At 42.0% G+C, this 16256-nt stretch carries 16 protein-coding genes; 1 reads left to right on the forward strand and 15 read right to left on the reverse strand.

Annotated features, from left to right (window positions below; genetic code table 11):
* Positions 1–71 precede the first annotated feature (71 nt).
* The 11 genes from H5164_RS00100 to leuS all read right to left on the reverse strand — a co-directional run bounded on the left by H5164_RS00100 (position 72) and on the right by leuS (position 12226).
* Entirely contained in the window at positions 72–1184 is a 1113-nt protein-coding gene (locus H5164_RS00100; RefSeq protein ID WP_235781987.1) for a serine hydrolase, read from the reverse strand.
* Positions 1185–1435: 251 nt separating this feature from the next.
* Complete coding sequence (locus H5164_RS00105) at positions 1436–2248, reverse strand: septal ring lytic transglycosylase RlpA family protein (protein ID WP_182754131.1); 813 nt, start codon at positions 2246–2248, stop codon at positions 1436–1438.
* Positions 2238–3200 carry a lytic murein transglycosylase B gene (mltB, locus tag H5164_RS00110; protein ID WP_235781988.1) on the reverse strand — a complete coding sequence of 321 codons (963 nt, stop codon included), beginning with the start codon at positions 3198–3200 and terminating at the stop codon, positions 2238–2240. The genes H5164_RS00105 and mltB overlap by 11 nt, the downstream gene beginning before the upstream one ends.
* Before the next feature lie 65 nt (positions 3201–3265).
* Positions 3266–4372: a rod shape-determining protein RodA gene (gene rodA, locus H5164_RS00115; RefSeq protein ID WP_124017803.1), complete on the reverse strand. Its 1107-nt coding sequence runs from the start codon at positions 4370–4372 to the stop codon at positions 3266–3268.
* Positions 4369–6225 carry a penicillin-binding protein 2 gene (gene mrdA, locus H5164_RS00120; RefSeq protein ID WP_124017804.1) on the reverse strand — a complete coding sequence of 619 codons (1857 nt, stop codon included), beginning with the start codon at positions 6223–6225 and terminating at the stop codon, positions 4369–4371. Before mrdA ends, rodA begins: the two co-directional genes overlap by 4 nt.
* Positions 6226–6354: 129 nt before the next feature.
* A complete protein-coding gene (gene rlmH, locus H5164_RS00125; protein WP_124017805.1) occupies positions 6355–6825 on the reverse strand; it encodes a 23S rRNA (pseudouridine(1915)-N(3))-methyltransferase RlmH in 471 nt (156 codons plus the stop codon).
* The gene (rsfS, locus tag H5164_RS00130) at positions 6825–7154 is read right to left on the reverse strand and encodes a ribosome silencing factor (RefSeq protein WP_124017806.1); all 330 of its coding nucleotides are present in this window, start codon (positions 7152–7154) and stop codon (positions 6825–6827) included. The genes rlmH and rsfS overlap by 1 nt, the downstream gene beginning before the upstream one ends.
* 161 nt (positions 7155–7315) lie before the next feature.
* Positions 7316–7951 (reverse strand): nicotinate-nucleotide adenylyltransferase, encoded by a 636-nt coding sequence (nadD, locus tag H5164_RS00135; protein WP_182754134.1) that lies wholly within the window; start codon positions 7949–7951, stop codon positions 7316–7318.
* Between the two features lie 21 nt (positions 7952–7972).
* Positions 7973–9007, reverse strand: coding sequence for a DNA polymerase III subunit delta (gene holA, locus H5164_RS00140; RefSeq protein ID WP_182722448.1), 1035 nt, complete (start codon positions 9005–9007; stop codon positions 7973–7975).
* A gap of 2 nt (positions 9008–9009) precedes the next feature.
* A complete protein-coding gene (gene lptE, locus H5164_RS00145) occupies positions 9010–9501 on the reverse strand; it encodes an LPS assembly lipoprotein LptE (RefSeq protein WP_182754137.1) in 492 nt (163 codons plus the stop codon).
* 133 nt (positions 9502–9634) lie between these two features.
* Positions 9635–12226: a leucine--tRNA ligase gene (leuS, locus tag H5164_RS00150; RefSeq protein WP_182754139.1), complete on the reverse strand. Its 2592-nt coding sequence runs from the start codon at positions 12224–12226 to the stop codon at positions 9635–9637.
* Between the two features lie 120 nt (positions 12227–12346).
* Here leuS and H5164_RS00155 point away from each other — a divergent pair, with 120 nt between their 5' ends.
* Complete coding sequence (locus H5164_RS00155) at positions 12347–12847, forward strand: zinc ribbon-containing protein (RefSeq protein WP_124017811.1); 501 nt, start codon at positions 12347–12349, stop codon at positions 12845–12847.
* A 15-nt stretch (positions 12848–12862) separates the two neighbouring features.
* Here the strand turns inward: H5164_RS00155 and H5164_RS00160 are convergent, their stop codons facing one another.
* The 4 genes from H5164_RS00160 to corC all read right to left on the reverse strand — a co-directional run bounded on the left by H5164_RS00160 (position 12863) and on the right by corC (position 16218).
* The gene (locus H5164_RS00160) at positions 12863–13153 is read right to left on the reverse strand and encodes a DUF6482 family protein (RefSeq protein ID WP_165870160.1); all 291 of its coding nucleotides are present in this window, start codon (positions 13151–13153) and stop codon (positions 12863–12865) included.
* 96 nt (positions 13154–13249) lie between these two features.
* On the reverse strand, positions 13250–13762 hold the full coding sequence (locus tag H5164_RS00165; RefSeq protein ID WP_182754143.1) for a type II secretion system protein: 513 nt from the start codon (positions 13760–13762) through the stop codon (positions 13250–13252).
* A gap of 11 nt (positions 13763–13773) precedes the next feature.
* A complete protein-coding gene (lnt, locus tag H5164_RS00170; RefSeq protein ID WP_182754146.1) occupies positions 13774–15336 on the reverse strand; it encodes an apolipoprotein N-acyltransferase in 1563 nt (520 codons plus the stop codon).
* Positions 15337–15339: 3 nt separating this feature from the next.
* Positions 15340–16218: a CNNM family magnesium/cobalt transport protein CorC gene (corC, locus tag H5164_RS00175; protein WP_124017814.1), complete on the reverse strand. Its 879-nt coding sequence runs from the start codon at positions 16216–16218 to the stop codon at positions 15340–15342.
* Between the last annotated feature and the right edge of the window lie 38 nt (positions 16219–16256).

The raw sequence follows: 16256 nt of genomic DNA on the forward strand, positions 1-16256 counted from the left end.
CCGCTGATTAGGCGGCTTTAATTAGCTGATTCACTTATAGATCTATTAATAGAATGTGTAAATTAGCTTAATTACTCGAACCAGCTTGCGAACATTTGTTTGAAGTAATCCATTAATTTGCTAACCCAGCTGCCTTCTTGGACTTCATTTAGCGTCACCAGTGGGAACTGAGCAATATCTTTTCCGTCAAGTTGGAAAAAGACACGGCCTACAGTTTCACCTTTGGCAAGCGGTGCTGTTAATGGTTTGGTTAATTCAAAGTTCGCTTGTAAATCTTTTGCTTGACCACGGCTAATGGTGATTGGGGTATCTGTCATCACACCAAGATCAACGGTTTCTCTATCGCCGTACCAAATTTGTTGAGTGACGAAAGTATCGCCAGCTTTGTAAGGGGTAATGGTTTCAAAGAAACGGAAACCATAATTAAGTAGTTTCTTACTTTCAGCTTTACGCGCAGATTCACTTGATGTGCCCATGACTACGCTGATAAGACGCATACCATCACTTGTACCAGAGGCCACTAAGTTGTAGCCTGCTCCAGATGTATGACCTGTTTTGATACCATCAACATTTAAGCTTTTATCCCATAATAAGCCGTTACGGTTATATTGTTTGATTCCGTTATAGGTAAAAGACTTCTCAGAATACACTTTGTATTCATCAGGCACGTCACGGATTAATGCTGCCCCTAAAAGAGCCATATCATAAGCGGTTGATTTATGATCTTGAGCATCTAAACCATGAGAGTTTTCAAAGTAGCTGTCTTTCATGCCTAACTGTTTGGCCCATGAGTTCATTAAATCAACGAATGCGCCTTCTGTTCCAGCAATGTGTTCAGCCATTGCCACACAGGCATCATTGCCTGATTGAATGATGATGCCACGATTTAAGTCGTGTACTTTGACCGTTTTGCCCACTTCAATAAACATTTTAGATGAATCAGGGAAGTTCTTTGCCCAAGCATTTTTGGTAATAGCAACATCGTCATCTAATGATACATTGCCAGCTTTAATTTCCTGACCAATCACATAACTGGTCATCATCTTAGTCAAGCTGGCTGGGTTTAAACTTTCGTAGGCATTTTCTTCAGCTATAACTCTGCCAGAATTATAATCCATTAGTACATAGGCTTTAGCCGCAACACTTGGTGCGTCTGGCGTCACCATAGGTGCACGATTTGGCATTGGACGTACATCTGGTTGTGGCGTTGCAGCAAGTGAAGAAAAACAGACAACTGATGCAAAAAGCATAGTTGATAATTGAGCGGTTTTGGATGTCATCATGAAGTTAGCACGTCTCTAGTTAGTCGAAGAAAAGACAAAGATCGATTGGTATAATGATAGATTATACATTAGTAGGCAGTCATTTCGCATTAAGGTTCATTCATCCAATGTAAATGAACCTTAATGTTGTCATTTAGTGCCGTTATTGTGGTTTACGGTACGATAAAGCTTTGTGGATAGCCATCAGCTTGGACACGATCGAGCAACTTATTCGTTAGATGAATTTGCTGTATGGGTCCTAACTGTAATTTATGCATACCATTAACCGATGTTACCCGAGATGTCACGGCATATTTAGTTTCTAACTGTTTAGCCAACATATTGATGCGAAGTTTATCTTGTGAGGCGGCAACTTGAATAAAATGATTATCGTTATCTTTTAAATCGCTGATAACTCGCTCTTCTGGTGACGGAATGTAAACGGTTTCGATGGCCACCTTTGCCGTTCCTCTGGCCAGCATACCTAAGTGATAAGCCGCCGCATAAGAAAGATCAATCACTCGACCATGATGAAATGGTCCACGATCGTTAACACGGACAATAATTTGCTTATTATTCTCTAAGTTAGTCACTTTAACATAACTCGGTAAGGGCAAGTTTTTATGTGCTGCAGACATGGTATACATATCATAGGTTTCACCATTTGACGTTAAATGGCCATGAAACTTTGAACCATACCATGAGGCATTACCTTGTTCTTTAAAGCCCTTGCCACTGTCGAGCACTTGATAGTTTTTACCTAATACAGTGTAGTTTCGATTGCCTTGTCTGCTGTAAGGTTCGTATTTAGGCTGGGCATTTTTCACCAAGCTAACGTCAGGTGCGTCATCTGGATAACGGTCATTCGCCATTTGATAACGGCTTTTTTTACCTGAAGTGGTTTTCCCTGCCTCATTTGATGAGCAGCCTAACAGTAATAGACTACTTAGTATCATTAGCAGGATGAAACGGCAATTAAAGTCCATGTTGATTTACCGATTTGTAATGTGCATTAAGTTGTTGGCTGAATTGATATACCGCCATGGCATAAAGTGGGCTTCTGTTATATCGGGTAATGACATAAAAGTTTTTCAGTCCTAGCCAATACTCTGCTTTATCAGGTTGATCTAATTTGATTAATAAGGCTTTTTGAGAAGCATCCAAATCTTGGTTATCGGCTAAACTTAATGTCGGGCTAAGGATATCCGCTACCTTGTAGTGCAGTTTTTCTTTAGTCCAAACATTAGCCTTGGGGGCTGTGCTTGAGGTGTGATTGAGCAATAGCGCCACAGGTTGGCCTTTTTGCCAACCGTGTTGATGAAAATAGTTCGCTACACTGCCAATGGCATCGGCTTTACTGGTTAATAAATCTCGGCGACCGTCACCGTCAAAGTCGACAGCATAATGGCGATAACTTGAAGGGATAAATTGACCATAACCCATAGCGCCAGCATATGAACCTTTTAAGGTGCTGTTATCAAGCTTTTCTTCTTTGATTAGTGCCATTAAATTTGCGTATTCACTGCGAAAAAATGTAGCTCTTGGTGGATAATAAAAACCTAAAGTATAGAGTGCATCTTGTACACGATAGTTACCCATATAGCCGCCATAAAAGGTTTCGATACCGATAATGGCAACAATAATTTGCGGGTCAACGTTAAATTTTTCAGCAGCTTGGCTAATAACCACCTGGTTTTCTTGCCAGAATGCTAAGCCTTTTTCAAGGCGCTTGTCGGTAAGAAAAATAGGATAATATTGGTGCCAAGGTTTGGCTTCCCAAGGTTTAGTCATGGCATCTATGATGCTCTGGTCGAAGGTGGACGTCGATAGGAAATGTTCTACATCTGCTTTACTGGCGCCTTTTTCGACCTGTTGTTTCACAAATGCATTTTGCAATGCTTGAGGATCATTTTCTGTTGCCGCGTTGAGGTTGAACATAATGCTGCAAAGTAGTGTAAAGCTGGCGATTTGAGCGGTTATTTTTATCATAGTTAAAGTTGATCCTATCGGTCGACAAATCGTCTGTGGGTGTGAATGCTCATTAAAATACCGAAGCCCGTCATTAAGGTTAGCATGGAGGTTCCACCATAACTTATCAGTGGTAAAGGTACGCCAACCACAGGTAAAATACCTGATACCATACCAATGTTAACAAACACGTAAACGAAGAATGTTAAGGTAATACTTCCGGCCAACAAGCGTGCAAAGCTAGTCTGTGCTCGTGAAGCGATAACTAAACCTCTGCCAATCACAAATAAATACATAGCAAGTAATACTAAGCTGCCAATAAGTCCAAACTCTTCGCCTATCACGGCAAAGATGAAGTCAGTATGTCGCTCAGGTAAAAACTCTAATTGTGATTGAGTGCCATCAAGCCAACCTTTCCCCCAGATCCCACCAGAGCCAATGGCAATTTTAGATTGGATGATATGATAACCCGCGCCTAAAGGATCTTGTTCAGGATTAAATAAGGTTAATACGCGAGTACGCTGATAATCGTGCATCAAGAAGAACCACAACACAGGTAAAAAGATCAGAATAGCGGCGATAAACCCGCCTACAATTAACCAGCTCATACCCGACAAAAACAGGACGAAGACCCCTGATGCTGCCACTAAAATAGAGGTGCCTAAGTCAGGTTGTTTGGCGATTAATAGTGTTGGGATCAGTAAAATAATCACCCCGCCAGCTAAGTAACGTTTTTTGGGCGGTAATGGGAACTTACTGATGTACCAGGCCATGGTGATCGGGAAGGCCAGTTTAATCAATTCCGATGGCTGAAACTCCATGAAACCGAGATTTAACCAACGCTGTGCGCCTTTATTAATGGTGCCAAATAACTCTACGCCCAACAGCAATATTATTCCGGCAATATAAATAGGGAATGCCCAGCGTCTGAGTATTTCAGGGTTGATTTGTGCAAAACAAAACATCACGCCTAGGGATAGCGTCATCCGCACCAGTTGACGCTCCATCATGGCAGGATCTTCACCACTGGCGGAGTAAATAATAAAAAGCCCGAACCCCATTAGTATTAATAAGCCAATGAGCAATGGCAGATCTATGTGGATGCTCTGCCAAAACGATTTTTGATACGGATGATTATTCATGGTTTTACCGCCCATTCGTCGCGTAACATATATTCATCGAGTAATGCTCTTGCGACCGGTCCGGCATTTTTTCCACCCCATCCCGCATTTTCAAGTACCACAGCCAAAACAATACGAGGATTTTCATAAGGTGCATAAGCAACCACTAATGCATTATCGCGTAAGTGATCCGCTACTGTGTCGGCATTGTACTTTTGATCTTTACCAACACTAAATACCTGTGCCGTACCTGTTTTCATTGCCGCGGTATAACTTGCATCCGTAAAGTGCGATTTATCCGCAGTTTGGCGCATAGCTTCATTAATGATGTCCCAATTATTCGGATCTTTAAGCTCTATTGGTATTTGCTCATCAATGGGAGAATCAATTTTAACGGTACTATTTTTAAAGGATTTTAATAGATGAGGTGTAAATCGCTTACCTTTATTAGCCATAATGGTGACCGCATTAGCAAGCTGTAACGGGGTAGTGGTCCAATAGCCTTGGCCAATACCAACCGAAATGGTATCGCCGTTATACCAAGGCTGATTATAACGCATTCTTTTCCAGTCTCTAGAGGGCATAACACCATCAGATTCTTCAAAAATATCAATGCCAGTGCTTCTACCAAAGCCAAAGCGATCCATAAAGATAGCCATTTTATCAATGCCAACTTTGTAGACAAGGTCGTAAAAGAAAATATCACAGGACTCGACAATGGCATGGTAGATATCTACCCAGCCGTGGCCCCATTTCTTCCAATCGCCCCATTTACGATCGACTCCGGGCATTTGCCAATATCCAGGATCCCAAATACGTGTACGTTCACTAATGATTTTTTCTTCTAAACCAAGTAATGCCACATGTGGCTTGATCGTTGATGCTGGAGAGTATTGCCCTTGGGTTGCACGGTTAATTAATGGCCGCGATTTATCATTTAACAGGTCATTATAGGCTTTAGAGGTAATGCCATGAACAAATGGATTAGGATCATATGATGGGCTGGAGATCATCGCTAAAACACCGCCATCTCTGGGATCTATTGCGACAACAGAGCCTTTTCGGCCATCTAACAGTTCCATGGCTTTTTGCTGTAGTTTGAGATCGAGTGTGAGATAGATATCTTGTCCCGGTGTCGGCGGTGTGACTTTGAGTGTACGGATCACTCTGCCACGATTATTCACTTCTTCTTCGAGGTGACCAGGAGTGCCATGAAGCAAACTTTCATAAAATTTTTCAATACCTTGCTTACCAATATCTTTGGTTGCAGCATAGTTTTTCCACTGACTACCTTTTTCAAGTAATGCTTTATCTCGGGTATTAATTTTGCCCACATAGCCAAGTACATGGGTCAATAATGCATTGTAAGGGTAATGACGCTTAAGACCCGCTTCAACGTAAATACCGGGAAATTTATATTGATTGACACTAAAAATAGCGACTTCTTCGTCTGTTAACTTACTTTTGATGGTTAACGGTTTAAAGCGACGATGAAACTTTAGGTTTTCAGTGATACTTTCGCGATCATCTTCTGAAAGTTCAATGAAGCTATTAAGCTCATCTAACGTCGCTGTCATATCATCGACTTTTTCTGGGATGAGTTCTAGAGAGTAATAAGGTTGGTTTTCGGCTAATAGTACGCCATTACGGTCATAAATAAGTCCTCTACTTGGTGGCGTAGGAACGACCCGAATACGGTTATCATTTGACCGAGTTTCATAATCTTTATAGGAGACAACTTGAAGATGATAAAGATTGGAAAATAATATGCAGAGTAATATAAATACGCAAAGAAAAGTGAAGAATGCCCGGCGCTTAAATAGCGCGGCTTCTGCGGCGTGATCATGCATGGTAATGCGCTTTTTTGGCGGCACTTATGCTATCCCCGTCGTGACCAAATTAAAGGTTAGATTATTAAAGGCCACAGTATCAGCTGATAAAAATGAAAAATAGAGCTGCATGATAATCATTATCTGTAAACTAAGTTATTCATGCGACTGAATTTATTCTCTATGATACGGATGGTTGTTATTGACGCTCCAAGCTCGGTATAGGCTTTCTGCTACGATAACCCTAACCAAAGGATGAGGTAGGGTTAGTGCAGATAAACACCAGCTTTGGTTGGCCGCCTCTTTACAAGCAGGTGAAAGTCCTTCTGGGCCACCAATCAACAAACTGACGTCTCTACCATCGAGTTGCCACTTTGTCATTTGCTCGGCAAGCTCTGGTGTTGTCCAATTTTTGCCGGGTAAATCTAAGCTGACAATGTGGTTACCTTTGGCTACTGCCGCTAGCATTAGTTCGCCTTCCTTATTTAAAATTCGGGCGATATCGGCATTTTTTCCGCGCTTCCCTGCTGGGATTTCGATGAGTTCCAAGGCCATATCTCTAGGGAAACGGCGTTGGTATTCTTCGAAGCCTCGGGTTACCCAATCGGGCATTTTGGTGCCAACGGCAATAAGCTGTAACTTCATTAGACGTTATGTTCAGACCACAGTTTTTCAAGCTCGTAATAATCACGAGTTTGTTCTTGCATCACGTGCAAAATAACAGAGCCTAAATCAACTAAAACCCATTCGCTGCTGTCACGACCTTCAACCCCAAGAGGTTGTACGCCTGCGTCTTTTGCTGACACGATCACGTGCTCACCAATAGAACGAACGTGTGTTTTCGACGTACCAGTACAAATGATCATGGTGTCGGTAATAGTTGACCGCTTAGAAACATCGATAACAGTAATATTTTTTGCTTTTAAATCATCGACTTTGTCGATAACGAAATCTTTTAGTTCGGTGCCTTGCACGCGAAGTACCTCATAAGTAAAAATTAACGGAGTATTATACTCAAATTCACTGTTAATGCGCAATTAAGCAGGCGTAAACAACGATAGAATTAATTTAGCGCCCGATACTGAGCGGATTCATAATCCTGCTCATGAGCTCATCGCTGTAGGGCTTAGCGGTGCTAAATATAGAGCTGATGTTGGCGGATATAATCGATTGTCGTTTGCGGTAACACTGTGCTGATATCAATATTTTGAGCTAATCGCTGACGAACTTCAGTTGAGGAGATATCGACTAACTGGCTGTTGATGCAAAATATTCTTCCATGTTTGCTATGGGAATTTGATGTGAGGTAGTCGGTATTGGCTTGTCTAAATAATAACTCTTTGGTCATTTCACTGTGGGTATCAATTGTCCACCCGGGACGTTGACAGAGTGCGATATGGCATAGATTAAACAAGGATTGCCATTGGTACCATAATGGCAGTTGAACAAATGAGTCCATTCCCATAATGAAAAAGAATTCTTGATCAGGATACAGTTCAGTGAGCAATGATAGCGTAGTGACACTGTAAGAGGGCGTGTCACGCTTAATTTCAATATCACAAAGTTCAAATTCTGGATACTGCAGACAAACTAATTTCACCATTTCAAGTCGATGATGGCTGCTAACCACTGTGGTCTTTTTGTGTGGTGGGATGTGATTGGGCATTAACCAAATCTGATCTAAATTAAGTTGCTGTTTTACTTCTAGTGCAGGATTGATATGCCCTAGATGGATGGGGTCGAATGTGCCCCCCAATATACCAATACGCATTCGCTGTCCTTAGTTTTGGTCTCAGTCAGTGAGTTCAATATGGGCTAAACGCTTATGTGCCCGTGGGTCGAATAAAATGCATAAATGACTTAGACCGATCCAATCTTCATGGCCTTTTTGTTTGAGATTTAGTTCTAATTGAGAGGCAAACGCGAGCATGTGCTCAATGTGATCCAAATCTAATCGCGTTATTGCAGCTTGATAAAGTGGTTTACGTTTATCCCAAATTCGGTGTTGGCCCCATAACTTACTCAGTTGCTCACCATTATGCAGCGCCAGCTTTAACGTGAGTAGTAGGTTAATTTCTTTAAATAAAGCCCACATTAAAATAGGCATAGCTGTGCCTTCTGCCTGCAACTGCGCCAACATGTGTTGTGCATGTTTTTGGTGATTGCCTAATATGGCATCACAGAGTTGAAATACACTAAAACGAGATTGATCCTCAAAATATTCACTCAGTTGCTCTGGAGTAATATTTTGCTTAGGGCTGAGCAGTTGTAACAATTGCATTGCTTGCTCGCCAGCCAGTAAATTACCTTCAAATAAAGTAAACAACATCGCTTTAGCATCATGGTGGACAGTCAGCTGATAATGAGTAATACGGCTGTCTAACCAGCGTTCAAACTGTTTACCTTCAGGGGTGGCGCAAGGTAAATAGATGCCTTTGGCATCGAGTGATTTAAACCATTTACTATTGGTTTGTTCAGCACTGGCTTTAGGGCCTTGAACAATCAGGAGCATATCTGGATTAGGATGTTGTAACAGCGTCTGAAACGCCGCAGCGCCTTCAATACCGGGTTTACCCTGTGGAAGGGTTAATTCAACAATCCGTCGGCTAGCAAATAAACTCATTGCTTGCCATTCTTGGACTAGATCGCCCCAATTAAAGCCAGTTTCTTGACTGAGTTGAACGCGTTCTTCAAAGCCTTGTTTTTTAGCCGCACTCAGAATGTGCTGTTTACTGTTTTCGATTAACCATGGGTCATCGCCAAACAGTAAAAAGCATTGTGGTAGGGGCGAGAGGTGTTGCTTGAGTTGATCCGGATAAACCCGCATTACTAAGCTCCGATTGACGCCAAAGTCTGAATGATATAATCGGCTGCTTGTACTCGCATTTCTTTAACTAACAACTCCATTTCCCGACTTTTTGCTAATGCAGTTCGTGGGTCGTCTTGATAGTCACGGCGGATTTCAGTATCAAAGTCTTGTGGATCTTGTCCCGGTAAGGTGACTGAATAATGCACTAAATAGATCAGCTCATATTCGGCGACATTCCCAGTGGGATAAAGTGATAATGTGGCGCGTTCGAGTGAGTCATTGATTAATCGAAGTGTCGGTGTTTCTTGTGCAGCATCGACAAGGCTAATGCGGTTGATGCGCAACCTATCACGCACTAAGCGAGTTAACTCACTGTATTCATCGCTACTGGTTAAATGTAATTCAGCTAATTCAGCAGGGATGGAATAACTGCGTTGGAGTTTGAAGCCGCATCCTGCACTGGTCAGTAACACCAATGTCATTATGGCTAAACAGATTTTTTTGGCTAGCATAGTGAAGGTAGGCATCCTTGTTATTACATGGTTAAAATAAATAACTTACCGCGGTTTCATCCGCGGTAAGTTATAACACTGCAGTCTTATCACTATAATCAAATTGAGATTACTTTATCTCAATGAGATCAGTTTAGTTAGCGACAATACTGAGTAGTTTACCTGGCACGTAGATCACTTTACGAACGGTTAATCCTTCAGTGTGCTTTTGGACATATTCATCATTCATGCCTAAGGCTTCAACATCTTCTTTTGATGCATCGGCGGCTACAGTGATTTTTGCACGCACTTTACCGTTAACTTGCACCACAATCAGTTTACTGTCTTCAACTAATGCAGACTCATCCACTTCTGGCCAGCGGCTGTCTTCAATGTTGCCTTGGTGACCTAATTCGTTCCATAAGGTAAAGGTGATGTGAGGCACGATAGGGTAAAGCAAACGAGTAACAGCAGACAAGGCTTCAGCGAGCAAGGCGCGGTCTTGAGCTGTTTCTTGTGATGCTTTCAGTAAATGGTTCATCAGTTCCATTACAGAGGCCACTGCAGTGTTAAACATTTGACGACGGGCAATGTCATCACTGACTTTAGCAATCGTCTTATGTAATTCACGGCGTAACGCTTTTTGATCAGCATTTAATTTGCTGGTATCTAACGCTTCTGTTTTACCCGCTGCAATATGATCGTTGGCTAATTTCCAGAAACGTTTAATGAAGCGATGCGCTCCTTCAACGCCAGACTCTTGCCATTCGAGGGTTAATTCAGGTGGCGAGGCAAACATCATGAATAAACGGACTGTGTCAGCGCCGTATTTTTCGACCATCACTTGCGGGTCAATACCGTTGTTCTTCGACTTAGACATTTTGCTCATGCCGGTGTAAACCAGTTCATGACCTTGATTATCTACCGCCTTAAGAATACGGCCTTTGTCGTCTTTTTCTTCTACAGTCACTTCCAAAGGTGATACCCAAACACGGGCACCTTTTTCGTTGATGTAGTAGTAAGCATCGGCTAATACCATGCCTTGAGTCAGTAGTTGCTTTGCCGGTTCATCGCTGTTGACTAAGCCTGCATCACGCAACAACTTATGGAAGAAGCGGAAATACAACAAATGCATACAAGCGTGTTCGATACCACCAATGTACTGATCTACTGGTAACCAGTAGTTTGCTTTGGCAGGATCTAACATTTCATCAGCATGCGGGCTACAGTAACGAGCGTAGTACCAAGATGATTCCATAAAGGTATCAAAGGTATCGGTTTCGCGCATTGCTGGCTGACCGTTAACTGTGGTTTCGGCCCAAGCCTTATCGGCTTTAATTGGGCTTTGGATACCGTCCATTACCACATCTTCTGGCAAAATAACTGGCAGTTGATCTGCAGGCGTTGGCACCACAGTACCATCAGCTAGGGTAACCATTGGGATTGGTGCGCCCCAATAACGTTGACGAGAAACACCCCAGTCACGTAAACGGTAATTGACTTGGCGTTTACCTTTACCTTCTGCGGTTAATCTAGCATCAATGGCTTCAAAGGCTGCTTGGAAGTCTAAACCGTCAAGTTCAGGGAAAGCATCACCTGAGTTAAATACCACGCCTTTGTCACTATAGGCTTCTTTGCTGATGTCCAATTCGCCTTCAACAGGCTTGATCACCGCTTCGATAGCAAGCTTGTATTTAAGGGCAAATTCATAATCGCGCTGATCATGAGCGGGAACAGACATCACAGCACCAGTGCCGTAATTCATTAATACAAAGTTAGCCACCCAAATAGGCACCAATTTGCCACTAATTGGATGAATCGCTTGTAAGCCAGTAGCCACACCTTTTTTCTCCATTGAAGCCATTGCTGCTTCAGTGGTATCGGCGTTTTTGCACTCTTCTAAAAATTCAGCCAGTTGTGGATTATTTTCAGCAGCTTGTATTGCTAATGGATGACCTGCTGCAATTGCAACATAGGTGACGCCCATTAACGTATCCGGACGAGTGGTATAGATATCAAACGTAGCCTGGCTATCAGCAACGGCAAATGTCATTTCTATGCCTTCGCTACGGCCAATCCAGTTACGTTGCATAGACTTAACCTGTTCAGGCCAGCCATCTAAGGTGTCGATATCGTTAAGTAATTCTTCAGCGTAATCGGTGATTTTAATAAACCACTGCGGAATTTCTTTTTGAATAACTGGAGTATCACAACGCCAGCAACAACCGTCTTGTACCTGCTCATTTGCCAGTACAGTTTCATCATTTGGACACCAGTTAACTGATGAAGTTTTTTTGTACACTAAGCCTTTTTCATACAACTTAGTGAAAAACCATTGTTCCCAACGATAGTATTCAGGGGTACAGGTGGCGATTTCACGACTCCAATCATAACCAAATCCTAATAACTTAAGTTGGTTCTTCATGTAGTCGATGTTTTCATATGTCCAAGGCGCTGGAGAGGTCTTGTTATTGATCGCGGCATTTTCTGCAGGCAGACCAAATGAGTCCCAACCAATCGGTTGCAAAACATTTTTACCTTGTAAACGTTGATATCGTGCCACTACATCGCCTATTGTGTAGTTGCGGACGTGACCCATGTGAAGACGACCTGAAGGATAAGGAAACATTGAAAGACAATAAAACTTCTCTTTGCTTTCATCTTCAGTAACTTCAAATGTTTTATGTTCGTGCCAGTGCTTTTGCACTAAGGCTTCAATTTCTGAGGGATTATATAGCTCTTGCATCAATCTATTTCCGGCAATGCCGCCCATTGTTTGATCTAACGCTCAGCAGCGAGATTTATAACTGCATAGAATAAACCAGAAGTGATCTATTAAAAAGGTGCGTATTAAGGAGTATTACTTATGAGTGGAAAAAGTTCAGCACTATTAGCCTTATATCAGTCACTATTCGAACAGGTGAAAACTACGTTTGACCAAGATAACTCATTGACAGCGAAGAGCTTATTCAAGTCAGTGACCCAGGGTAAAGAGTATTTAAAACTTAAATCTCATTCCGATGAAGAAGAGCTCGCATTAGTAGAAGAATTTTTAAAGCGAGACATAGCAGCTTTCTTAAATGAGGAAAATGCCGATAATTTGAGTTATAGCCCTATGGTTATTGGGATTGAAAATACATTATGGCAGTGGTTGAGCGAGATAACGGATCGAAGCCAAGTGGAGTGGCACGAGTTGTTACAAGATTTTAAACATCATGGGGTTTATAAGTCTGGGGAAATCATTAACCAAGGCAAACTGACCTGTAATAAGTGTGGTCATCAAATGCAAATTGATTTTCCTGGGGTAATCCCCGACTGTCCAAAATGTGATTACAACGAGTTTTCACGGGAGCCGTTAACGCCATAATTGGTAACTTAACGCTTAAAACTCTACTCGGTAATGGCAGTGGCTTGCACTGCTGTTACCGACCATCTCATCATATGCTGTTTGCATTTCTATCATGGCGTAACTGATCCCTTGTTGTTTAAGCAATTCTTCGGCTTGTTTTATTGAGTTGAAACATAATGGCTTGCCGTCTCTATCATGAGCACGTTGAAAATTGCCATCAAGATCTTTAAGACCCAGTAGGTAATGATTTGAGTCTGCGTAGCTAATAATGGTGGGATGTTGAGTTTGTTCAGCAATGGCTAGCTTTATTTCAGATAGTTGCATAATAACCTCTAATAGTGGTTTGTTAAGGTTATTACGTCGCAAACTTGAGGCTAGTTCAATTTTTATACTGTAATCGGTCGCAATGGCGGATTTTGGTTAGCAACCGCTTGATACTATCTGGTATTGGGGACCTGTATTTGCGTCAACGGCTTGGGTGTAAGAGAAGTAGCAATTATCATTGGTTACTTGGCCGTTACCATCTTTATCATAGCCGATATAAGTGAAATCAACACCTTGATATTGAGCGGTAAAGACGTCATCTATGGTGATCCATTTTTCGACATCTGTGTTATCTAAATAGCCCCATTTTAATCGTGTTTCAAATAGACCATCATTGTCGATATCAATATCGATCAAGTCATCGCGATTTTGAACGGCTTGCACGTTTAGGCTGGTCATTTTTGATCGAGCATACACTAAACTATTGGCGGTTTTGACACTGCTCATTATGCCAGATAGGGCCTGTTGTCTCGCTTCTGAACTGAGGCCAATAAATTTAGGCGCAGCAACAACCGCTAAAACACCTAGAATGATGATTACCACAACCAATTCAATTAGGGTAAACCCTTGGGATAAATAATTTTTTTTGAGTTGAATCGATTGTGACATCATATTAGCCATTATTTACGTAAATAGTTTATTACACCCAATAATACTAACAAGCCACACAGTATCAGCAAGGGTAATTGACCTATCTTTCGAAACCAAGTTTGTCCTTGAAACAGTTGAATATTGGTCACAAGTACTCCGGCTTCAAATTGAGGAATCGCATCTGTGATACGTCCGTGTGGGTCAACGACGGCAGTAATGCCATTATTGGTCCCCCGCAATAGTGGTTTACCCATTTCAATGGCGCGCATCTGCGCTATTTCCATGTGCTGTAATGGGCCATTTGACGCACCAAACCAAGCATCGTTTGATACGGTAAGCAGCATATCTGTTTCGTCGGTTACACTCGCCCTTACTTGTTCTGGGAAGGCTATTTCATAACAAATTGCCGGAGCGATATGGTAACCGAGTGCGACTAAATTAGGCTGGGTATAGTCACCTCGTTGAAAAGATGACATTGGTAAATTAAAAAATGGTGCGATAGGGCGTAATAAACTGGCAAACGGGACAAATTCACCAATAGGCAATAAATGATGTTTTTTAAACTGGTTACTGCCATCACCAATGTAGTCAGCGCTTTGTTGGTGCTTTTGATGATAATTACCGAGGACGATTAATGAGTTAAAAAAGTCTTGTTGCTGGTGGCTAATAATGCCAGTAACAATTGCCGTGTTATTAATGCTGGCCACTTTACTGACATCCATTAGAAAGTCTTCCACCATGGCTTCTGGTGCTGGAATGGCGGCTTCTGGCCAAATAACAATATCGACACTGGACGCATCATCAAATTGCTCGCGGGTCATGTCCATGTACTTCAGCATGGTTGGCCACAATGCATCGGGTTCCCACTTCATACTTTGGGGAATATTGCCCTGTACTAATGCCACTTTAACGGTTTTGCCACTGGTAGAAATAGGGTTGAGTAATGGTGCAGCCCAAGCACTCAATGCCAAAATCGGTAATATAACCAACACAGGGAAGATGCGTTTTTGGGTTAATAGTATCAAGGAGCCAGCCACCAATGCGACGATAAAGCTCAGCCCCAAGGCACCAATAAAACTGGCTAATTCACTTAGCGGGCCTAATGTTTGGCTGTAGCCGGCCCAAATCCAAGGAAAACCAGTAAATACCCAGCCGCGTAACCATTCTGTTAGGACCCATAATGCTGGAAATAGACCAAGATAAGTGAAGTAGGGATTTAAAGTGTATTTAGATGTGCGAGATAACTTGCTGAGTAAATATCCAGCTACGGCGGGATAAATCGCCAGATACATTGCCAGGATCGCCATTAACGTTATCGATACAAAAATCGGCATACCGCCGAAAGTATCAATACTGACATGCACCCAGCTAATGCCAATTGCAAAACAACCAAAACCGAAACTGAGCCAGTAATATAAACTTTGTTTAGCGGTTAATGTCTGGCTCTGCCATAGAGCAAAACTTAATGCTAAAGGAAATATGGCCCAAATTTCATAAGGCGCAAACGATAATGCCGTACTGGCGCCAGCAATAAATGCCGCCACCAGACGGACAATACTCAAAGAAGAGTATAGAGATTGAGTTTTTAGCACGATTTAGTCGTCGAATTCTTCACTAATATTAGGGTCTGGCAGTTTAACACGAAGTTGCACCAAACGGCGGTTATCAGCGTTAATCACTTTGAACTCAATATTATTAATCACGATGCTTTCATTACGTTCTGGTAAGTGGCCAAATGCATGCGACACCATGCCACCAACGGTATCAAATTCTTCATCGCTGAAGTTGGTGCCACACGCTTCGTTAAAATCTTCAATTTCAGTGAGCGCTTTGACCATAAATACTGTGTTACTGAGCTTTTTAATTTCAGTGTCTTCAACCGAGTTGTGATCAAATTCATCTTCAATTTCACCGACAATCTCTTCGAGAATATCTTCAATCGTCACTAAGCCTGATACCCCACCATATTCATCGACAACAATGGCCATGTGGTAGCGTTGCGAACGGAATTCTTTGAGTAGTACGTCGACTCTTTTACTTTCAGGTACCACCACTGCAGGGCGTATAACTTGGGCAAGAGTAAAGTTTTCATCAGATTGTTTGAAGCCGTATTTGATCAAATCTTTAGCCAGTAAAATGCCTTCAATATGATCTTTATCTTCATTAACAACCGGGAAGCGAGAGTGACCTGAATCCATGACAATTTCTAAAAACTCATCGACGGTCGAGTCTATTTGAATGGTAACAATTTGCGCTCTTGGTATCATAATGTCGCGCACACGAAGGTCAGAAACCTCTAATACACCTTTAATCATTTCGCGTGTGTCTTCTGTAATGAGGTCGCGCATTTCGGCACCTGCAATCACATCAACTAAATCTTCGCGATTTTGAGGTTCGCCCTGAAATAGCTGGTTAATTTTATCGAACCAGGTTTTCTTGTGGGCGTTTGTACTCGGGGGGATATCGTCACTCATAATATTTACCTAAACAGGGCTATCTATAAGATATTCCT

Source organism: Shewanella sp. SG41-3 (assembly GCF_014164545.1).
Taxonomy (GTDB): Bacteria; Pseudomonadota; Gammaproteobacteria; order Enterobacterales; family Shewanellaceae; genus Shewanella; species Shewanella vesiculosa.